Origin of the sequence: Micromonospora polyrhachis, assembly GCF_014203835.1 — a bacterium.
Lineage (GTDB): Bacteria > Actinomycetota > Actinomycetes > Mycobacteriales > Micromonosporaceae > Micromonospora_H > Micromonospora_H polyrhachis.
The window spans coordinates 2,594,858-2,614,902 of record NZ_JACHJW010000001.1 but is presented as its reverse complement, the minus strand read 5'-3'; the positions used below and the strand labels follow the sequence as shown (position 1 = coordinate 2,614,902).

Annotated in this window: 16 protein-coding genes; 12 read left to right on the top strand and 4 right to left on the bottom strand. The window is 70.2% G+C overall.

What is annotated here, in order from left to right; genetic code table 11:
* Positions 1-4: 4 nt before the first annotated feature.
* Genes FHR38_RS11085 through FHR38_RS11075 form a run of 3 tightly spaced genes read left to right on the top strand, consistent with a single transcriptional unit; the run spans position 5 to position 887 of the window.
* Positions 5-172: a DUF4244 domain-containing protein gene (locus FHR38_RS11085; protein WP_184534587.1), complete on the top strand. Its 168-nt coding sequence runs from the start codon at positions 5-7 to the stop codon at positions 170-172.
* Entirely contained in the window at positions 172-537 is a 366-nt protein-coding gene (locus FHR38_RS11080) for a TadE family type IV pilus minor pilin (protein ID WP_184539530.1), read from the top strand. The genes FHR38_RS11085 and FHR38_RS11080 overlap by 1 nt, the downstream gene beginning before the upstream one ends.
* A complete protein-coding gene (locus tag FHR38_RS11075; protein WP_184534586.1) occupies positions 534-887 on the top strand; it encodes an Rv3654c family TadE-like protein in 354 nt (117 codons plus the stop codon). Before FHR38_RS11080 ends, FHR38_RS11075 begins: the two co-directional genes overlap by 4 nt.
* Positions 888-1,250: 363 nt before the next feature.
* Here the strand turns inward: FHR38_RS11075 and FHR38_RS11070 are convergent, their stop codons facing one another.
* Positions 1,251-1,706: a GNAT family N-acetyltransferase gene (locus tag FHR38_RS11070; protein WP_184539528.1), complete on the bottom strand. Its 456-nt coding sequence runs from the start codon at positions 1,704-1,706 to the stop codon at positions 1,251-1,253.
* 137 nt (positions 1,707-1,843) lie between these two features.
* Entirely contained in the window at positions 1,844-4,312 is a 2,469-nt protein-coding gene (locus FHR38_RS11065) for a DNA 3'-5' helicase SftH (RefSeq protein WP_184539526.1), read from the bottom strand.
* Between the two features lie 142 nt (positions 4,313-4,454).
* Between FHR38_RS11065 and FHR38_RS11060 the strand changes: the two genes are divergently transcribed.
* The 6 genes from FHR38_RS11060 (at position 4,455) to topA (ending at position 12,674) form a co-directional block, all read left to right on the top strand.
* Positions 4,455-4,811, top strand: a complete 357-nt coding sequence (locus tag FHR38_RS11060) for an STAS domain-containing protein (RefSeq protein ID WP_184534585.1) — start codon at positions 4,455-4,457, stop codon at positions 4,809-4,811.
* Positions 4,808-5,245, top strand: coding sequence for an ATP-binding protein (locus FHR38_RS11055; RefSeq protein WP_184534584.1), 438 nt, complete (start codon positions 4,808-4,810; stop codon positions 5,243-5,245). Before FHR38_RS11060 ends, FHR38_RS11055 begins: the two co-directional genes overlap by 4 nt.
* Positions 5,246-5,663: 418 nt before the next feature.
* Positions 5,664-8,042, top strand: a complete 2,379-nt coding sequence (locus FHR38_RS11050; protein ID WP_184534583.1) for a sodium-translocating pyrophosphatase — start codon at positions 5,664-5,666, stop codon at positions 8,040-8,042.
* A gap of 199 nt (positions 8,043-8,241) precedes the next feature.
* A complete protein-coding gene (locus tag FHR38_RS11045) occupies positions 8,242-8,781 on the top strand; it encodes a hypothetical protein (RefSeq protein WP_184534582.1) in 540 nt (179 codons plus the stop codon).
* Complete coding sequence (locus FHR38_RS11040; protein ID WP_184534581.1) at positions 8,772-9,380, top strand: hypothetical protein; 609 nt, start codon at positions 8,772-8,774, stop codon at positions 9,378-9,380. The genes FHR38_RS11045 and FHR38_RS11040 overlap by 10 nt, the downstream gene beginning before the upstream one ends.
* A 399-nt stretch (positions 9,381-9,779) precedes the next feature.
* A complete protein-coding gene (gene topA, locus FHR38_RS11035; RefSeq protein ID WP_184534580.1) occupies positions 9,780-12,674 on the top strand; it encodes a type I DNA topoisomerase in 2,895 nt (964 codons plus the stop codon).
* Between the two features lie 57 nt (positions 12,675-12,731).
* Here the strand turns inward: topA and FHR38_RS11030 are convergent, their stop codons facing one another.
* On the bottom strand, positions 12,732-14,063 hold the full coding sequence (locus FHR38_RS11030; RefSeq protein ID WP_184534579.1) for a D-arabinono-1,4-lactone oxidase: 1,332 nt from the start codon (positions 14,061-14,063) through the stop codon (positions 12,732-12,734).
* A gap of 241 nt (positions 14,064-14,304) precedes the next feature.
* Here FHR38_RS11030 and FHR38_RS11025 point away from each other — a divergent pair, with 241 nt between their 5' ends.
* Positions 14,305-14,904 carry a TetR/AcrR family transcriptional regulator gene (locus FHR38_RS11025; RefSeq protein WP_184534578.1) on the top strand — a complete coding sequence of 200 codons (600 nt, stop codon included), beginning with the start codon at positions 14,305-14,307 and terminating at the stop codon, positions 14,902-14,904.
* Positions 14,905-14,970: 66 nt separating this feature from the next.
* Here FHR38_RS11025 and FHR38_RS11020 read toward each other — a convergent pair whose 3' ends face one another.
* Entirely contained in the window at positions 14,971-16,161 is a 1,191-nt protein-coding gene (locus FHR38_RS11020; protein ID WP_184539524.1) for an amino acid deaminase/aldolase, read from the bottom strand.
* 462 nt (positions 16,162-16,623) lie between these two features.
* Between FHR38_RS11020 and tmk the strand changes: the two genes are divergently transcribed.
* Positions 16,624-18,702: a dTMP kinase gene (gene tmk, locus FHR38_RS11015; RefSeq protein ID WP_312882539.1), complete on the top strand. Its 2,079-nt coding sequence runs from the start codon at positions 16,624-16,626 to the stop codon at positions 18,700-18,702.
* The gene (locus tag FHR38_RS11010; RefSeq protein ID WP_184534577.1) at positions 18,702-19,940 is read left to right on the top strand and encodes a DNA polymerase III subunit delta'; all 1,239 of its coding nucleotides are present in this window, start codon (positions 18,702-18,704) and stop codon (positions 19,938-19,940) included. Before tmk ends, FHR38_RS11010 begins: the two co-directional genes overlap by 1 nt.
* The last annotated feature ends 105 nt before the right edge of the window (positions 19,941-20,045 follow it).

Here is a 20,045-nt window from a genome sequence, read left to right as displayed (position 1 = left end):
CAGCATGCGTAGACTCCGAGCCCGGTTGCGGGGCGACGCCGGAATGAACACCGCCGAGTACGCCGTCGGCACCCTCGCTGCCGTGGCCTTCGCCGGCCTTCTGTTGAAGGTCCTCACCTCGGGCAACGTCCAGGCCGCCCTGACCGCCGTCATCGATCGGGCGTTGAAGTGATCCGGCGCTGGTGGGCCGGCCGGGACCGAGGCTCGTATACGGCTGAACTCGCGGCCGGCCTGCCGGCGCTGATGTTGCTGTTGTTCGTCGGACTCACCTCGGTCCACGCCGTGACCACGAAGGCGCAGTGTGTGGACGCCGCCCGAGAAGCGGCCCTGGCTGCCGCCCGAGGTGAGGACGGGGTGTCGGCAGGGCAGCGCGCCGCGCCGGCCGGGGCCGTCGTGTCGGTCGCCGTGGCGGGGGAGACAGTTGCGGCGACGGTACGCGCTCCTGTCCGCGCATTGGGCGCACGTCTGCCCCGGCTCACCGTCTCGGCTACGGCCGTCGCCGCCGTCGAGCCTGGCGCGTCGGAGGCAGCCCCATGACGACTGCCAGGGAACGGGGAAGCGCGTCGCTGTGGTTGCTTGCGATCGGGCTGGTGCTGGTGGCGGCTGGCATCGGCGGGGCGGCAGTCGGTGCGGCCCGAGTCGCTCGGCACCAGGCGCGGGTGGCGGCAGATCTGGGCGCGCTGGCCGGAGCCGTCCACGCGCTCGATGGTCCGGTGGTTGCCTGTGATCGGGCGGCCACCATCGTCTCCGCCAATGGCGGTCGGCTCACCGGCTGCACTGTGGACGGCCTCGACCTGGAGGTGACCGTTGAGGTGGCCGCCACCCCGTTGCCGGGACTGGACCGGTCCGCCACTGTCACTGCTCGGGCCGGGCCGATCCGCGCCTGAGGTAACACCCGCACGACTTACATCCTGCTCCCCAATGGGCGGGAAGAGACGGGATAGGCGGTAATGGGCGGTATTCTCACCAGTTTGATCGTATGAGCAAATACTGGTTCGGCTCGAATCGTATTGAGGGGGCATTACCCGGGTACGGGGAGAGGGCGCCGGACAGCAGGCAGGTCGGGGAACCTCCGGGTTACGACGACCTGACGTTACCGAGTCACGAGGAGCAGCATGCGGATCGGCAACGTGGAGATCAGACCACTCGGCGGCGGGCTCGGCTGCCTGCTGATGATCCTCTTCTCGATCGTCGCGTCGATCGTCCTCACGGTGGCGGTAAATCTGATCTTCTGACCCGGAATGCGAACGCTATGCCGCCAGGCGCAACAGGAACTCCTCGACATCTCGGCCCCGCCCGTACGCAAAACCACTGTCCTCACCGACGACCGTGAAACCGCACCGTTCAAGGACCTTGCGGGAGCCGATGTTGTCCTTCGCGACCCGGGCATGCAACGGCCGGGTCGTCACCTCGGTCAGGAACGCAGCCAGTGCCTGGGAGGCGATGCCCCGACCCCATACTGCCCGGTCGACCCAGTAGGTGACCTCGACATCGCCCTCCTGGACGAAGCTGGCCACATGGCCGACCACGCTGGCGTCGACCACGATGGTCCGCGTAACGATGCTCTCGTTGCCGAGGATTTTGGCCCAGCGGGCGAGAAAAGCTGCCCGGTCCGAGGGATCCTCGGCGGTGAAAGCGGCCATCCAGATCGCCTCCGGGTCGAGCTGATGCTGGAAGAACGCATCCAGGTCGGCCTCTTCCACCATCCGCAGCAGCACCGTCACGACGTCGGCCTCCACATTGATCCGCCCGATACTCCACCGGGGACGAGGAGCTTAACCATGGGAGCCGACAAGGGTCCTCCCATCGACCCCGAGACCACGACCGGTGGGGACTGCGAAAACTACGGCGAGCAGGTCCGACTCTTCGCCAGGTTGGACAACACCACGTCGAGCACCCGTACCGCCGCAGCCTTCGACAGCGGATTGTTACCGTTGCCGCACTTCGGCGACTGGACACAGGATGGGCAGCCCGCCTCGCAGCCACACTCGACGATCGCGTCCCGGGTCGCCCGCAGCCACGCCTCCGCCACCCGGTACGCCCGTTCGGCGAAGCCCGCCCCGCCCGGGTGCCCGTCGTAGACGAAGACCGTCGGCTTCTCGGTGTCCGGGTGCAGTGCGGTGGAGAGTCCCCCGATGTCCCACCGGTCACAGGTCGCCACCAGCGGCAACAGTCCGATCGCCGCATGCTCGGCGGCGTGCAGCGCACCCGGCACGTCGGCCGGTTCGACTTCCGCCTCGACCAGGGCCGGATCGGAGACCGTGAACCAGACCGCCACGGTCCGCAACTCGCGGGCCGGTAGGTCGAGGGGGCGGGTATCCAGCACCTCCCCGGTGGCTATCCGCCGCCGCTGGTACGACACCACCTGGCTGGTCACGTCGACCTCGCCGAGGAAGAGGCTGATCGGACCGGCGTCCAGCCGGGACCGGACCGACACCACCGACAGCGAGGTGACGTCCCGAGCATGGGTCGACCAGTCCGGCTCCTCGGCGTGCACCAGGGCGCAGCCGTCTTCCAGGTCCAACTCGTCGACGACGTAGGAGGCACCCTGGTGCAGGTGTACCGCGCCGGGGTGGACGGTGACGTGGGCCGACGCCGGGTCGACCGTGCCGAGCAGCCGACCGGTGGTCGACTCGACCACGCAGATCGGCGTACCGCCGGTGCCGCGTAGGTCCACCTCGGGCCGCCCGGAGTGCCGCCAGTACCACCCCGTCGGGCGTTTCCGCAGCGCCCCACCGGCCACCAGCGCCTCGACCGCCTCGGCCGAGCCGGGCCCGAACAGGTCGAGGTCGGCTTCGGTCAGCGGCGCCTCGACCGCTGCACAGCACAACTGCGGGCCCAGGACGTACGGGTTGGCCGGGTCGAGCACCGTCGCCTCCACCGGCTGCCCGAACAGTGCCTCCGGATGGTGCACCAGGTAGGTGTCCAGCGGGTCGTCCCGGGCCACCAGCACCGCCAGCGACTCCTGCCCGGAGCGCCCGGCCCGGCCAGCCTGCTGCCACAGCGAGGCGCGGGTGCCGGGATAACCGCAGATCAGTACGGCGTCCAGCCCGACCAGGTCGACACCCAACTCCAGGGCGTTGGTCGAGGCGAGACCGAGCAACTCGCCGGTGAGTAGCGACCGTTCCAACGCCCGTCGGTCCTCCCGCAGGTAACCCGCCCGGTAGGCGGCGACCCGTTCGCCGAGACCGGGCACCGCCTCGTTCAGGGCGTGCCGCGTGGTGGTGGCGACCACCTCGGCACCGCGTCGGGACCGGACGAACGCCAGGGTCCGCACCCCGGCGGCCACGGTGTCGGTGAGTAGGTCGGCGGTCTCCCGCAGCGCCGAGCGGCGGACCAGGGCGGTGCCGGCGCCGGGGACGTCGTCGGCCGGTGCGGCCGGTCCCGGAACAGCAGACCCGGGGCGGCCGGATCCGGGGAGGGCTGACCCGGGCATCGCCGGTTCCGGGTCGGCGGGCAGCAGCGGTGGCTCCCAGAGGGCGAAGGTCAGGCCGCCGCGCGGCGAGTGATCCTGGGTTATCGCCGTCACCGGCAGCCCGGTGAGCCGTTCGGCTGCCACCGCCGGATCCCCCGAGGTCGCCGAGGCCAGTACGAACACCGGGGAGCGGCCGTAGCGGGCGGCCTGACGGCGGAGCCGCCGCAGCACATGGGCGACGTGCGACCCGAAGACGCCCCGATAGGTGTGGCACTCGTCCACGATCACGTACGTGAGCCGGCGCAGGAACGTCGACCAGCCCGCATGACCGGGCAGCATTCCGTGGTGCACCATGTCCGGATTGGTCAGCACGAACCGGGAGTGTCGGCGGATCCACTCCCGTTCGGCCCGTGGGGTGTCCCCGTCGTAGCAGGCCGGTCGTACGTCGTCGAGGCCCAACTCGCTGACCGTGCGTAACTGGTCGGCGGCGAGCGCCTTGGTGGGGGCCAGGTAGAGCACTGTGGCCCGGGGGTCGGTCAGCAGTCGGGCCAGGGTGGGCAGCTGGTACGCCAGTGACTTGCCGGAGGCGGTGCCGGTGGCGACGACGACGTGCTGTCCCTCGTACGCGAGGGTGGCCGCCTCGGTCTGATGCCGCCAGGGCGCGACGACCCCTCGCCCGGCGAGCGCTGCGCGTAGCTGTTCGGGCACCCAGTCTGGCCAGGGGGCGGTGGTGCCGGCGCGGGCGGTGACCTGCTCGACGTGGGTGACCGGGTCACCGGCGGCGGTCATGCCACTGCGGGCCCGCAGCCGGCGGAGCAGGTCCGCCGGTGTCGGATTGCCGGCCGGACCCGACCAGTCGGCTCCGGAGCCTGCCGATACTGTGGCTGCGGAGGTCACGTCCTGCACTCTCGCACTGTCGAGGGGCGATGGAAAAGCCGGGGCGTGGGTAAAGGGTTGGTGCCGGTGCACCTTCGATGCGGTTCGTGCCGGCCGATGGTTAGATGCCCAGGGGTGTCCTGGTGGGCAGAGGAGGGGACTGATGGAGCTATCGCTGGCGACCCGCACCGTCGCCGATCACACGGTGCTTGAGGTCGGCGGCGAGGTGGACGTCTATACCGCCCCTCGGCTACGGGAACGGCTCGTCGAGTTGGTCGACGGCGGGGCCCGTAACGTCGTCGTGGACCTGGGGCGGGTCGACTTCCTCGACTCGACCGGACTCGGTGTGCTGGTCGGTGCCCTGAAGCGGCTGCGTGCGGCCGGTGGCACCTTCGGTCTGGTCTGCGCGAAGGAACCGCTGCTCAAGATCTTCCGGATCACCGCGCTGGACCAGGTCTTCCCGATCCATCCCAGCATCGACTCCGCGACCGGCTCGGGCTCGGCCGGCGCCAGCGCGTGATGGCGACGGTCCGGCTCTCCTTCTCTCCCGCGCCGGTGCACGTGCGTACCGCCCGGCTGGTCGGTGTCGCCGTGGCCCGGCGGGCCGGCGTCGCCGAGGAACTCCTCGACGAGCTGCGGCTCGCCATCGGTGAGGCGTGCACCCGGGCGGTCGCCCTGCACAACCAGTACGGCCTGACCGACCTGGTGGAGGTCGAGATGTCCGACGTGGGGATGTACACCGTCCGCGTGATCGACCGGGCACCGATCGAGGCGGGACTCGGGCTGACGGCACTGCCGCCAGACGAGCTGACCAACGAGTCGTTGACCGACGAGGCGCTCACCACCGGGGTCGGCTTCGCCCTGCTGGCCGGCCTGGTCGAGGACCTTCAGGTGCGTCCCGTGGACGAGGGAATCGGCACCCAGGTACGGATGGTCTGGCCGATCGGTCGCTGACCGCTGGGTGGACGTGATCGAGCCGCTGACCGCTGGGCGGACGTGATCGAGCCGCTGACCGCTGGGCGGACGTGATCGAGCCGCTGGCTGTCGGTCGGTCGCCTTATCGGTTCTGACCGCGAACCGGACGCTGCCACCGGCAAGTGCGTAAATATCTGCGTCTATACATCACTTCGTCGGCCTAACACAACGACGAAGATCACCGCGACACGGTGCGGTGAGGGTGTGACCTCTGCCACCGTTGGCGGCTAGAGTACCCGGGGTTATCAGCAAGTGTCCTGGTCCCGCAGCCGGCGGGATCGGGTGATCGACGCTGGTCCGCGGGCATGGGTCGGCGCACAGACACTTGCGAATCCGTGTGGCCGCCCGGGCCGGTTCGTCCACCGGCGGCGCGAGTGTTCGGTACAGGAGGACATAGATGTCCGGGACCTTGGCCGCCGCAGGCGGCGGGTTGTCCCTTACCGGTGCGAACCTGTCGTATGTGATCATCGCCGCGGTCATCGCGTTGGTGGCACTCGGCTTTGCCGCCGCCCTGACCAGGGCGGTACTGGCAACCGGTAAGGGCACCACAAACATGCAGGAGATCTCCGGGGCGGTCCAGGAGGGCGCCTCGGCATACCTGCTTCGCCAGTTCAGAACCCTGGGCATATTCGTCGTGATCGCCGTGCTGCTGCTCTTCCTGCTGCCGGTACACGACACCGACAACAGCGAGCTGCTGGTCAAGATCGGCCGATCCGGCTTCTTCGTCGTGGGTGCGGTCTTCAGCGCGTTCATCGGCGGTGCCGGTATGGCCCTGGCCACCCGGGCGAACCTGCGGGTTGCCGCCGCCGCCCGGGAGGCCCGGGGCGGTCGGGAGGCCGCGATGCAGATCGCGTTCCGCACCGGCGGTGTGGTCGGCTTCCTCACCGTCGGTCTCGGCCTCTTCGGTGCGGCACTGGTCGTCGTGCTCTACAAGGGGGACGCGCCGACCGTGCTGGAAGGGTTCGGCTTCGGGGCCGCCCTGCTCGCCATGTTCATGCGGGTCGGCGGCGGCATCTTCACCAAGGCCGCCGACGTCGGTGCCGACCTGGTCGGCAAGGTCGAGCAGGGCATTCCGGAGGACGATCCGCGTAACGCCGCGACCATCGCCGACAACGTGGGCGACAACGTCGGTGACTGTGCCGGCATGGCTGCCGACCTGTTCGAGTCGTACGCGGTGACGCTGGTCGCGGCCCTGATCCTCGGCCGCGCAGCGTTCGGCGAGGAGGGGCTGGTCTTCCCGCTGATCGTCTCCGGCATCGGGGTGCTCATCGCGATCGTCGGCGTCTTCATCACCCGGCTGCGCGCGTCGGACCGCTCCGGTCTGACCGCGATCAACCGGGCGTTCTACCTCTCCGCCCTGCTGTCGGCGGTCCTGGTCGCCATCGCCGCCTGGCTCTACCTGCCGGCGAACTTCGGCGAACTCGTCAACGGGCTCCGCGCCGCCGACGGCACCCCGATCGACGGCAACCCACGGGTGGTCGCCATCGGCGCAGTGCTGATCGGCATCGTGCTGGCCGCCGCCATCCAGGCCCTGACCGGCTACTTCACCGAGACGAACCGTCGTCCGGTGCAGGACATCGGCAAGACCTCGCTGACCGGACCGGCCACCGTCATCCTTTCCGGCATCAGCATCGGTCTGGAGTCGGCCGTCTACTCGGCGCTGCTGATCGGCGCGGGGGTCTTCGGCGCGTTCCTGCTCGGCGGCAGCTCCATCACGCTGTCGCTGTTCGCGGTGGCGCTGGCCGGCACTGGTCTACTCACCACGGTCGGGGTGATCGTGGCGATGGACACCTTCGGCCCGATCTCCGACAACGCGCAGGGCATCGCCGAGATGTCCGGGGACATCGACGAGCACGGGGCCCGTACCCTCACCGAACTCGACGCGGTGGGCAACACCACCAAGGCGATCACCAAGGGCATCGCGATCGCCACGGCGGTGCTGGCCGCGACCGCGCTCTTCGGCTCGTACACCGACACGCTCCGGACGGCGTACGCCGACGCCGGGGTGGGGGATGTCACCAACGAGATCCTCAACGCGTTGAACGTGGCCAATCCGCGCAACCTGGTCGGCTTGATCATCGGTGCGGCGGTGGTGTTCCTCTTCTCCGGTCTGGCCATCAACGCGGTCTCCCGCTCGGCCGGTGCCGTGGTGATGGAGGTACGCCGCCAGTTCCGGGAGATGCCCGGCATCATGGACCGCACCCAGCGCCCCGAGTACGGCAAGGTCGTCGACATCTGCACCCGGGACGCGCAGCGGGAACTGATGACCCCCGGTTTGCTGGCCATCCTGGCACCGATCGCGGTCGGCTTCGGTCTCGGGCCCGGTGCGCTCGCGTCGTACCTGGCCGGGGCGATCGGGGCCGGCACCCTGATGGCGGTCTTCCTGGCCAACTCCGGTGGGGCCTGGGACAACGCCAAGAAGCTGATCGAGGACGGGGCGCACGGCGGCAAGGGCTCCGACGCGCACGCCGCGACGGTGATCGGTGACACGGTCGGTGACCCGTTCAAGGACACCGCCGGCCCGGCGATCAACCCGCTGATCAAGGTGATGAACCTGGTCTCGCTGCTGATCGCCCCGGCGGTGGTGGCGTGGAGCGTGGGCAGCGACCAGAACACGCCACTGCGGATCGGTGTCGCGGTGGTCGCGACGTTGATCATCGTGGTGGCGGTGCTGTTCAGCAAGCGCAAGCCGGTTGCCATGTCCGAACCGGGTCCCGGCTCGGGTGGCACCGGCAGCGGCAGCCCGGATCAGCGGCCGGAGACGGTGAACGTCTGACCATTCGACCCGGTCGGGGCCGTCGACCCAGCGGCCCCGACCGGTCCCCGGTACTGACCAAGCCCGTCCCGACCGGCTCCGGCACCTGCCCCGCCCCGACCGGTCCCCGGTACTGACCAAGCCTGTCCCGGCCGGCTCCGGCACCTGCCCCGTCCCGCCGTGACCACGGCCCGGTCGGCGACGCCGTACGCTGCAACGCATGCGTACGCCCCGCGCACCCGCTGGCCCGCTCACCATGGTCCTGGCCACCCTCGCCCTCCTTCTCGGGGCCTGTGGCAGTGGACCCACGGCCCAGGTCTGGGCCGCCTCGGTCTGTGCCGCCCTCACCCCGTGGCGGGCCGAGATCAGCGACCTGACCAGCAGCACCCAGCAGCAGATGACCGCCAAGACCACGCCAGCACAGGCGAAGGAGAACCTGGTCCGGCTCCTGGGCGGGGCGGAGAAGGCCAGCGAGACGGCCCGTAAGAAGGTGGCCGCCGCCGGCGTACCGGACGTGGAAAAGGGCGAGCTCGTCTCCCGGGAATTCCTCGCCTCGCTCACCGCTGTGCGGGACGCGTACGCCAAGGCCAAGAACTCGATCGAAGGGCTGGGTATCGGGCAGGCTGGGGCGTTCTACGACGGGGTCAAGACAGCGATCGACATTCTCAACCAGGAGTACGCGGCAAGCGCGCTGGACACCACCAATCTGGACTCGCCGGAACTTGAGGAGGCGTTCGACGAGGTCCCGGAGTGTCGCTGACGCCATCCGAGGCGGGCCGGCAGCTCTCACTCTTCGGGGTGGAGGCGATCCGGCCCACCCCTGCCGATCTTGCCGGCCTGCTCGCCGGTCCGGGGCAGGTGGTCCGGATGGGCGGTACGGCCCGGGTGGGTGTCGTGGTGGACGCCGCCTGGCGGGTGCACGTCCTCGTCGCCGAGCTGGCCCAGCGCGGGCTGACCGCCAACTGGGTGGCCGACGTGCCCGACCGACACGCGGTTCGCACCTCGTACGCCAGTACGCTCGCGCCGCTCGCGGCAAGCTGGCTACGGGGCACGGTGAAGCATCCACCGGGAGACTTCCACCTGGATGGTCCCCGGCTCCGGCTGTGGGTCGCGGCGGCCGGCGACCGGGACACACTGGGTTACCTGCTTCGGCTCGGCCCCGACGATCGGGACTGTTGGGCACCGGTCGGTGCCGCGTTGGCCGCGATCGGGCTGGCGGCGGCGCTGCTCGATGCTCGGGCCGGTGGCCCGGCGTACCGGATAACCGGCCGGCGTCGCCTCACCAGACTGGCGGAGCTGGTGGGCGACCGGCCACCAGCTGCGCCCCCGGCGCACTGGCCGCCGCCGCCGCCGGTCTGAGGTTCCGGTGGCCTGGTATGCCGGGTCGGCCCCCTCCCGGGTCGCCGCTGAGGCATCCTCAAGCTGACCTGGGACGGCGTCTCGGGGCGGATCGGGGGTGGATCGGGGGCGTTCTGACGGCCGATGGGCCACGTGGAGGCTGACTGTGGGTGTACCGTGTCGCCGTCCGGGTCATCCTTCCGTGTGATTGTGGTACCCCGACGTAACCGCTGCTCAGCGGGTTGGTTCGCCGCCCGCGCAACCCAGGAGGCGAAGAGCGCGTTACGTTGGACGTTCGGATTGCCGACGCGACGGCGCGGTTCGGCGGCGAGCGCGCGGCCACGACGGTCAGCCAGGCGACAATTGCCCGGTGTGATGTCCGGCCCGGGCAGAACACCATGAGTGAGGTCGGGGAGAGACGTGCCGAGTAACGCCAAGAGCACCCGTCTGGTCATCGTCGAGTCGCCGGCGAAGGCCAAGACGATCTCGGGCTATCTCGGCCCGGGGTACGTCGTCGAGGCCAGCTTCGGCCATGTGCGCGACCTGCCGCGCAACGCCGACGACGTACCCGCCAAGTACAAGAAGGAGCCGTGGGCCCGGCTCGGGGTCGACGTCGACCACGGCTTTGCCGCGCTCTACGTCGTCTCACCCGACCGAAGGCAGCAGGTCGCCAAGTTGACCAAGCTGATCAAGGAGGTGGACGAGGTCTTCCTCGCCACCGACGAGGACCGTGAGGGCGAGGCGATCGCCTGGCACCTGGTCGAGACGCTCAAGCCCAAGGTCCCGATCAAGCGGATGGTCTTCCACGAGATCACCAAGTCGGCCATCCAGACGGCGGTGGCGAACCCCCGCGAGATCGACCGGGACCTGGTCGACGCGCAGGAGGCCCGACGCATCCTCGACCGGCTCTACGGCTACGAGGTCTCGCCGGTGCTGTGGAAGAAGGTGCGCAGCGGGCTGTCGGCCGGTCGGGTCCAGTCGGTGGCCACCCGGATCGTGGTCGAGCGGGAACGACAGCGGATGGCCTTCCGTTCCGCCGAATACTGGGACATCCTGGCCACGCTGGCGGTCCAGGCGGCCGGCGACGGTCCGCGTACGTTCCACGCCACCCTGATCGGCCTGGACGGCGACCGGATCGCCACCGGCAAGGACTTCGAGCCGACCACCGGTCGGGTGAAGCCCGGGGCCGGGGTCCGGCACCTGGACGAGGCGGGGGCCCGAGGTCTGGCCGCCCGGCTCGACGGACGGCCGTTCACCGTCACCCGGGTCGAGGAGAAGCCCTACCGGCGGCGGCCCTATGCGCCGTTCATCACCTCCACACTTCAGCAGGAGGCGGCCCGTAAGCTGCGGTTCTCCTCGCAGCAGACGATGCGTACCGCACAGCGCCTGTACGAGAACGGCTACATCACCTATATGCGTACGGACTCGGTCAACCTGTCGGAGACCGCCATCGCGGCGGCCCGTCGGCAGATCGCCGAGCTGTACGGCGACCGCAGCGTGCCACCGGAGCCGCGCCGCTACACCGGCAAGGTCAAGAACGCACAGGAGGCGCACGAGGCGATCCGACCGGCCGGGGACAACTTCCGTACCCCGGGTGAGGTGGCCAACGAACTCTCCGGCGAGGAGTTCAAGCTCTACGAGCTGATCTGGCGGCGCACCATTGCCTCGCAGATGACCGACGCGGTCGGCTCCAGCGTCTCGGTGCGGATCCGGGCGATCTCCACCAGTAGCGAGGAGGTCGACTTCGGGGCGACCGGCAAGACGATCACCGACCCGGGCTTCCTGCGGGCGTACGTCGAGTCCTCCGACGACGAGACTGCCGAGGCTGAGGACGCCGAGCGGCGCCTGCCGAACCTGACCAGGGACCAGCCGCTGACCGCCGACGAACTGGTCGCGCAGGGGCACCACACCCAGCCGCCGTCCCGGTACACCGAGGCGTCGCTGGTCAAGTCCATGGAGGAGTTGGGCATCGGTCGCCCCTCCACGTACGCCTCGATCATGCAGACCATCCAGGACCGGGGATACGTCGCCAAGCGCGGCCAGGCGTTGATCCCGTCGTTCCTGGCGTTCGCCGTGGTCGGCCTGCTGGAGCGGCACTATCCCCGGCTGATCGACTACAACTTCACCGCCACGATGGAGAACGAGCTGGACGAGATCGCCGGGGGCGATCACGCTGCGGTGGACTTCCTCACCGCGTTCTACTTCGGCAGTGGCACGGTGGACGGCGACGACTCGATTGCCCGGGCGGGCGGCCTGAAGAAGCTGGTCACCGAGAACCTGAGTGAGATCGATGCGCGGAGCGTCAACTCGATCCCGCTGTTCCGCGACGACGAGGGGCGGGACGTGGTGGTCCGGGTCGGCCGCTACGGGCCGTACCTGGAGCGGCGGCTGCCGGGCGTCGAGCCGACCGCCGGCCTGGCCACGGGCGTCGAGCCCACCGCCGGGGCGACCGCGGAGGGCGAGGACGGCGGGGCCGGTGGCGACCGGGCCCCGATCCCGGAGGGGGTCGCGCCGGACGAGTTGACGCCGGAGAAGGTACACGAGCTGTTCCTCGGTGGCGGCGGTGAGCGCAAGCTCGGCGAGCACCCGGAGACCGGGGAGCCGATCGTGCTCAAGTCCGGCCGGTTCGGCCCGTACGTCGCCAGTGGCGAGCGTAAGTCCTCGCTGTTGCGGTCCCAGAAGCCGGATTCGCTCTCCCTGGCCGACGCGCTTCAGCTGCTGAGCCTGCCCCGGCTGGTGGGGACCGCACCGGACGGTGCCGAGGTCCTGGCGGCGGCCGGTCGCTACGGCCCGTACGTCAAGCAGGGCGACGAGTTCCGCTCCCTCGAATCCGAGGAGCAGATCTTCACGATCTCCCTGGACGAGGCGTTGGCGTTGCTGGCCGCCCCGAAGACCCGGCAGCGCCGGGCGGCGGCCCCACCGCTGCGGGAGATGGGGGCGGACCCGTTGACCGAGAAGCCGCTAATCATCAAGGATGGCCGGTTCGGGCCGTACGTCACCGACGGCGAGACGAACGCGTCGCTGCGCCGGGGCCAGACGCCGGAGGCGTTGAGCCTGGAAGAGGCGTCGGAGATGCTCGCGGAGAAGCGGGCCAAGGGGCCGGCGCCGAAGAAGAAGGCCGCCAAGAAGACCGCCGCGAAGAAGACTGCGGCCAAGAAGACGACGGCGAAGAAGGCCACCGCGAAGAAGGCCACCGCGAAGAAGACCGCCGAGGCCGATGGTGGTGGGCCAGCGAAGAAGACCGCCGCCAAGAAGACGGCCGCCAAGAAGACCGCGCCGAGGAAGGCCGCCGCTGTCAAGGAGGCGTCCGAGTAGCAGATCTTGGTGGGTTCCGGCCCTTGGCGGGTCGAAAGCCACCAAGATCTACCTTGGTCAGGCGCCCAGGACCCGATCGGTGTAGGCATTGGCGAAGATTCGGCCCGGGTCGAGCCGGTTCCGTACCGCCAGGAAGTCGGTGAACCGGGGGTACGCGGGCGCGAGTGACGCCGCGTCGCGGTAGTGCAGTTTGCCCCAGTGCGGTCGGCCGCCCAGTCCCTGGGCGATCTCCTCGAAGGCCCGGAAGTACGGCTCGTACGGTGCACCGACGTACTGGTGGATCGCCAGGTACGCCGACTCGCGCCCGTAGCCGTGGGAGAGCCAGATGTCGTCCGGGGCGGTGAACCGTACCTCCACCGGGAAGAGCACCTTGAACGGCAGTCCGTCGACGAGGCGGCGCAGGGCGGCCAGCGCCTCGGGCAGCGTTTCCCTCGGCAGGCCGTATTCCATCTCGGTGAATCTGACTCGTCGTGAGGTGCAGAAGACCGTGTCGGAGCGGCCGGTGTAGATCCGCTCGCTGAGTGCCCGTGCCGAGATCGAGCTGATCGTGGGCACCAGGCCGGGCAGGCTGCGGCCGAGGCGGCAGGCCCCTTCGAAGACGGTGTTGGACAGGAACTCGTCGTCCAGCCAACCCCGGAACCGGGGCAACGGCCGGTCGTCGGTCGGCACCCGGTTGTTGATCTTTACCTGCACCCGGTCGGTGTACGGGAACCAGTAGAACTCGAAGTGGTCGTTGTCGCTGATCAGGGTGGGCAGGTCGGCCAGCACCTCGGTCAGCGGGGCTGGGCGTTCGTGGGCCCTGAGGGTGAACGCGTCGTCGCAGCGCAGGGTCACCTCGACGATCACTCCGAGCGCGCCGAGGCCAACCCGGGCGGCGGCGAAGACGTCGGGGTTCTCGTCTGCGGAGCAGTGCAGCACCTCGCCCGTACCGGTGACCAGGGTGAGCCCAGCCACGAAGGTGGCGAGGCAGCCGTAGCCGGCCCCGGTGCCGTGGGTGCCGGTGGAGATGGCACCGGCGATGGTCTGTGCGTCGATGTCGCCGAGGTTGGGCATGGCCAACCCGTGCCCGGCGAGTAGCTGGTTGAGTGCTCGTAGCTGTGTCCCGGCTGGCACGGTGACCAGGCGTTGCGCGCTGTCGACCCGGATCGCCCCGGCCAACTTCGCCAGCTCGATCCGTTGGTCGTCGGAGCAGGCGATGTCGGTGAAGGAGTGGCCACTGCCGACGGGCTTGATCCGTCGTCCGGTGGCACGGGCCGTTTCGACCGCGGTGACGGTCTCGGCCACGGTCACCGGGGCGAGTACCGTGCGGGCGGTGGCGTTCTGGTTACCGGCCCAGTTCGACCATGCCGAGTCGACGGTGCCGGACGGTGGGGGTGTGGTACCGCGCATGCGGTCCTCCAGCTGCCATCCCGAAACAGAAAATGAAACGTATTCATATCAGGAATCCTGGTGTGAGTAAATACCGCAAATCCCCCTGGATCGTTAATCCGGGTAGCGTTTCGAACCCGCGACGTTTAGATATGTTCATGGCTCGAAAGGGGAGTGGCGACGAGTGTCCACATCAACCGCCACATCCGGTCCATTGCGCCGCGTTCCGGTGCAGGGCCGCAGCGTAGCCCGGGTCCAACGAATGCTCGACGTCTGTGCCGAGTTGGTCGACGAGGTGGGCTATGAAGGCCTCACCACGACGCTGCTCGCCGAACGGGCGGAGGTGGCGATCGGCTCGGTCTATCAGTTCTTTCCGGACAAACGGGCCATCGTGCAGGCGTTGACCCTGCGCAACATGGAGGCCTATCTGGAACGGCTCAGCGAACGGTTCTCCCGGGGCGACCTCGCCCACTGGTGGGACGGGGTGGACGCCAGCATCGACGAGTACATCGCGATGCACCGGCTGATGCCCGGCTTCCGTACCCTGCACTTCGGCGACGTCGTCGACGTGCACCTGCTCGACGAGAGCCAGGACAACAACGGGGTCATCGCCGAGCAGATCGCCCGCGTCCTGGTCGAGCAGTTCGGCATCACCGACGAGCCCAACCTGAGGTTCGCCCTGGAGATCGCGGTCGAGACCGCCGACGCGCTGATCAAGCTGGCGTTCCGTCGCGACACCGACGGCGACGAACGGGTGCTCGCGGAGGCCAAGGCGTTGATCCGCGAATACCTGCACCGGCATGTCGACGCCCGGTCCGATCGGCGGCGCGCGACGAAGAGCAGCGGGGGCGTGAAGAAGTGAGCGCCGGGCACCGTCGCCGTTCACCGGTAGGCGTGGCCCGCACTCGTCGGTAGGTGGGGGCATCAGTCACAGGTAGGCGTGGCCCTCACCCCGATAGGTGGGCACCGTCCCCACCACCTCCTCACCGTCGACCAGGTGCAGCTCGTTGACGTGCTCGCAGAGTTCGCCGGCCTTGGCGTGGCGGAACCACACCCGGTCCCCGACGTGCAGTTCGTCGGCTACCGACCCGATCAGCGGGGTCTGCACCTCGCCGGCACCCTCGGTGCCGGTCAGGTGCAGCCCGACCGGCAGCCACGACATGGGCAGTCGGCTCGCCTGGGCCGGGCCGGACGCGATCCAGCCACCGCCGAGCACGGTCGCCACACGGGGACCGGGACGGCGTACGACGGACAGGGCGAAGCCGGCGGCCGGTGTCGGCCGCCAGGCCCGGTAGCCGTCGAACAGTGTCGGCCCGTACAGTCCGGAACCGGCGGTGACCTCGGTCACCGCCGGATCGGCGCTGGTCAGCGCGAGGCTGCCGGTGCCGCCGCCGTTGACGTACGCGAGATCGGCATGCTCGCGTACGGCAGCCACCGCCGCACCGCGCCGGCGGAGCAACTCCCGGTACGACCGGCGGTGCACAGTGCGGATGGTCAACCCGCGCAGTGCCTGCCGGGGTGGGGCGTCCCCGAGCCCGGCGATCTGTGCCTCGTACGCCATCAGGCCCACCAGCCGGAAACCGGGCCGGCCGGCGACGTGCGCGGCCAGCGCGCCGGCGGCTTCGGCCGAGTGCACCGGTGAGCGGCGTACCCCGACGTGCAGCCGGCCACCGAACGGCCGCCACGAGGCGTCGAGTTCGAGACAGACCCGGATCGCGGCGCGGTGCTGCGGGGCAGCGACCGAGTCGATCAGGTCCAGTTGGGCTGGGCTGTCCACCATGACGGAGATGGCCGTGGCCAACTCCTCGTCGCCGGCCAGTGTGGCCAACGCACCCCGGTCCGCCGTCGGGTAGGCCACCAGCACGTCCCGGCTGACCCCGGTCCGGACCAGCCAGATCGCCTCGGCCAGGGTGTACGCCATCACGCCGTGCCAACCCGGCCGGGCCAGTGCCCGCCCGAGCAGGTCCCGGCAGCGCACGGACTTGCTCGCTATCCGTACCGGTTTGCCGGCGGCCCGGGTGACAAGGGCGGTGGCGTTTGCGTCGAAGGCGGCGAGGTCGACGACCGCGAAGGGTGGGTCGAGGTGCGCGGTGGCCCGGTCCAGGCGTGCGCGCAGGATGTCGCGTTCGGCATGAAGGGCGGCGCGTCCCGCCTGCGCGGTGTCGCGTTCGGCACGCCGGGTGGCGTCTCCGGCGTGCTGGGTGTCGCGTTCGGTAGGCACCCGAGCACGCTAACCGGCCAGCGGTAAATGCGAAATACCCTCGTGTCTGACTCGGGGTGGCGCGGAACCCGGACAGATCGTCCGAGCGGTCCAGGTGGGTGGCAAAGCCGGCGCTGCTCGCCCCCGACGAATGTCGCCGGCTGTGTCCACCCCCGCCACGACTAGAGTGTGGGGTCGGGGGAGCCCGGCGCTGGGCAGCATCTGGAGGTAGCGGCCATCGACACGAATCAGAGCGGTGCGGCCGGTGGCAAGACACCGGGCGCTGCGCCGTCGACGCCGCCCGCCGCCCAGGTCGACCTGACCGGCTACCAGGCCCTGCGGTCCGTCCTGCGGATCCGCCCGTTCCGCCGGCTCTGGCTGGTGCTCGGCGCGGCCTCGTTCGGTGACTGGTTCGGCCTCCTGGCCACCTCGATCTTCGCCGCCGCCCAGGTCAGCGGGGACACCGCCAAGGGAGCCGCGTTCGGTGGTGTGATCGCGGTCCGGTTGCTGCCCGCGTTGATCCTCGGTCCCGTCGCCGGCGTGTTGGCCGACCGGTTCGACCGACGACTGACCATGGCCATCTGCGACATCCTGCGCTTCGTCCTCTTCGCCTCCATTCCGATGGTGGCGCTGCTCGGGGCCAGGGGCGGGGTCGTGGTCGGCTGGGCGGCGATCGCGACCTTCCTGATCGAGACGATCACGCTGATCTGGATCCCGGCCAAGGAAGCGGCGGTTCCCAACCTGATCCCGCGTACCCGGCTGGAGATGGCCAACCAGCTCACGCTGATCACCACGTACGGCATCACTCCCATCCTGGCCGCGCTCAGCGCGGCGGCGCTGGAGGCGCTGGTCCGGGGAATCTCCGGTAACGAGTCACTGGGCTGGGCCGAGCCAGCCCAGATCGCGCTCTGGATCAACGCGTTCTCCCGGCTGGCCACCGCCCTGGTGGTGTTCTTCGGCATCAAGGAGATCAGCGGCCGGGACGGCCCACGCGGCCGACCCGAACAGGGCATGCTGCGCCAGTTCGTCGACGGCTGGAAGTTCATCGGCAAGACCCCGCTGGTCCGGGGACTGGTCCTCGGCATCCTCGGCGCGTTCGCCGGCGGTGGCATCGTCATCGGCACGGCCCGCTTCTTCGCCTCCTCGCTCGGTGCCGGCGACGCCGCCTTCTACCTGCTCTTCGGTGCCATCTTCGTCGGGTTGTCGCTCGGTATCGGGCTCGGCCCGATGATCGTCCGGGAGATGTCCCGGCGACGCTGGTTCGGGATGAGCATCGTCCTGGCCAGCGCCTCGGTGCTGTTCCTGGCCGTCGCCCTGCACCTGTCGATGGCGATGCTCGGCGCGATCCTGGTGGGTGCCGGGGCGGGAATGGCCTTCCTCGCCGGCACCACCCTGCTCGGCGGGGAGATCGCCGACGACGTACGCGGCCGGGTCTTCGCCGTGGTGCAGACCGGTACCCGGCTGGTGCTGATGCTGGCCATCTCGGTCAGCAGCGTGCTGGTCGGTGTCGCCGGTTCCCGGGAACTGAACATCGCCAACCTGGGCATCTCGGTCTCCTCCACCCGCCTGCTGCTGCTGGTCGCCGGCATCGCCGGGATCTTCGCCGGCATCAGCGCGTTCCGCCAGATGGACGACAAACCGGGTGTGCCGGTGCTGCTCGACCTCTGGGGATCGATCCGGGGTCGTCCGCTCTCGCCGGCCGAACCGTTCACCTCCGCCGGACTCTTCGTCGTCTTCGAGGGCGGCGAGGGGGCCGGCAAGTCGACCCAGGTCACCCGGCTCGCCGAGGCGCTGCGCGCCCAGGGCCGCGAGGTGGTGGTGACCCGGGAGCCGGGGGCCACCGGCGTGGGCAAGCGCATCCGGGGCCTGGTGCTGGACGGTACGGAGGGTCCGGAGAGCCTTTCCCCCCGGGCCGAGGCGCTGCTCTACGCCGCCGACCGGGCCCAACACGTCGCCACCGTGGTCCGCCCGGCACTGGCCCGCGGCGCGGTGGTGATCAGCGACAGGTACGTCGACTCGTCCCTGGCCTACCAGGGGGCCGGTCGTACGCTTCCGGTCGACGAGGTCTCCTGGCTCTCCTCCTGGGCCACCGGCGGGCTCAAGCCGGACCTGGTCGTACTCCTCGACGTCGACCCGGTCGTCGGCCTGGCCCGGGTGGCCGAGCGCGGAGCCGGCATCGACCGGCTGGAGAACGAGGCGGTCGAGTTCCACGAGCGGGTCCGCTACGCCTTCCTCGACCTGGCCGCCGCCGACCCCAAGCGTTACCTGGTGCTCGACGCGTCCCAGTCAGCGGTGGAGATCGCTCCCACGGTGCTGGCCCGGGTCGACGGGCTACGTGCCGATCCGACCGACAGCGGCGGAGCCGAACTGGGAAAAGTTCCTGACCCGCCGGGTCAACCGAGGTTGTCCGAGGACGAGCTGGTGTCTGTCATGGACAGTGAGTGGGAACGGCGGCCCTGATGCCTGACGTCTTCACCGAGCTGGTGGGCCAGGTTGAGGCGGTCCAGACCCTGCGGCGGGCGGCGGAGGCGGCCAACGAGGTGATCCGCGCGGCCGAGGCGGTGGCCGCAGGAGACCGGGGCGGGGCCGAGACGGCCGACGGGCTCTCCGCCGGTAGCGCGATGACCCACGCCTGGATCTTCACCGGGCCGCCCGGGTCCGGCCGGTCGGTCGCGGCCCGCGCCTTCGCGGCGGCGTTGCAGTGCGCGTACGGCACCGGCTGCGGGGACTGCGCCGGATGCCGTACCACCCTGGCCGGAACCCACGCCGACGTGCGGTTCGTGGCCCCCGACGGGCTCTCCATCAGCGTCAGCGAGATGCGTGCCCTGGTGCTACGGGCCGCCAGCACGCCGGCCGGCGGGCGCTGGCAGGTGGTGGTCATCGCCGACGCCGACCGCCTCACCGAAGCCGCCGGCAACGCGCTGCTCAAGGCGATCGAGGAACCCCCACCGCGTACGGTCTTCCTGCTCTGTGCCCCATCGACCCACCCGGACGACATCTCGGTGACCATCCGGTCCCGGTGCCGGCTGGTGCCGTTGGGGCAGCCGTCCGCCGACGCGGTGGCGACCGTGCTGCGGGACCGGGACGGGATCACCCCGGAGATGGCCGGCTGGGCGGCTGCCGCCGCGCAGGGGCACGTCGGTCGGGCCCGCCGGTTGGCCAACGACGCGGAGGCGCGGCAGCGGCGGGAGGCCGTACTGGCCGTGCCCCGGCGACTGACCGGGGTCGGGGCCTGCTTCGACGCCGCCTCCGCGCTGATCGAGGCGGCCGAAGCCGAGGCGGCAGCGTCGGTGGCCGAGACCGACGCCGCCGAGAAGGCTGCCCTGCAAACGGCGCTGGGGGCGGGCGGTACCGGCAAGGGAGCGGCTGGCGCGAGCCGGGGATCCGCCGGCCAGATCAAGGAACTCGAACGGCGGCAGAAGTCCCGGGCCACCCGCGCCCAGCGGGACTCGCTGGACCGGGCCCTGGTCGACCTGGCCGGCTTCTACCGGGACGTCCTGACCATGACGTTGCGGGCACCGGTCGCACCGGTGCACACCGACACCGTGCCGCTGGCCCGTGCGGCGGCCGAGAAGTGGGCACCGGAGGCGACCCTGCGCCGGTTGGAGGCGGTGCTCGCCTGCCGCTCGGCGATCGAGGCCAACGTCAAGCCGCGGATCGCGGTGGAGGCGATGATGCTCAACCTCTGGCGGGGCTGACCGGGGGTCTCGGAGGTCGCCGCAATCCGAATCCAGTGTCGTGGATCGATCTCAAGGGTTCCCTTGCCGATCGTCGGCCGGTACGGTTCGGTGCCGTATCGCGAT

Bases quoted from the DNA above. Each gene is read 5' to 3' on its own strand.
- FHR38_RS11085 (WP_184534587.1), top strand. From the start codon at position 5: ATGCGTAGACTCCGAGCCCGGTTGCGGGGCGACGCCGGAATGAACACC.
- FHR38_RS11075 (WP_184534586.1), top strand. From the start codon at position 534: ATGACGACTGCCAGGGAACGGGGAAGCGCGTCGCTGTGGTTGCTTGCG.
- FHR38_RS11070 (WP_184539528.1), bottom strand. From the start codon at position 1,706: ATGGTGGAAGAGGCCGACCTGGATGCGTTCTTCCAGCATCAGCTCGAC.
- FHR38_RS11060 (WP_184534585.1), top strand. From the start codon at position 4,455: ATGGAGCTATCGCTGGCGACCCGCACCGTCGCCGATCACACGGTGCTT.
- FHR38_RS11050 (WP_184534583.1), top strand. From the start codon at position 5,664: ATGTCCGGGACCTTGGCCGCCGCAGGCGGCGGGTTGTCCCTTACCGGT.
- FHR38_RS11045 (WP_184534582.1), top strand. From the start codon at position 8,242: ATGCGTACGCCCCGCGCACCCGCTGGCCCGCTCACCATGGTCCTGGCC.
- FHR38_RS11030 (WP_184534579.1), bottom strand. From the start codon at position 14,063: ATGCGCGGTACCACACCCCCACCGTCCGGCACCGTCGACTCGGCATGG.
- FHR38_RS11025 (WP_184534578.1), top strand. From the start codon at position 14,305: ATGCTCGACGTCTGTGCCGAGTTGGTCGACGAGGTGGGCTATGAAGGC.
- FHR38_RS11010 (WP_184534577.1), top strand. From the start codon at position 18,702: ATGCCTGACGTCTTCACCGAGCTGGTGGGCCAGGTTGAGGCGGTCCAG.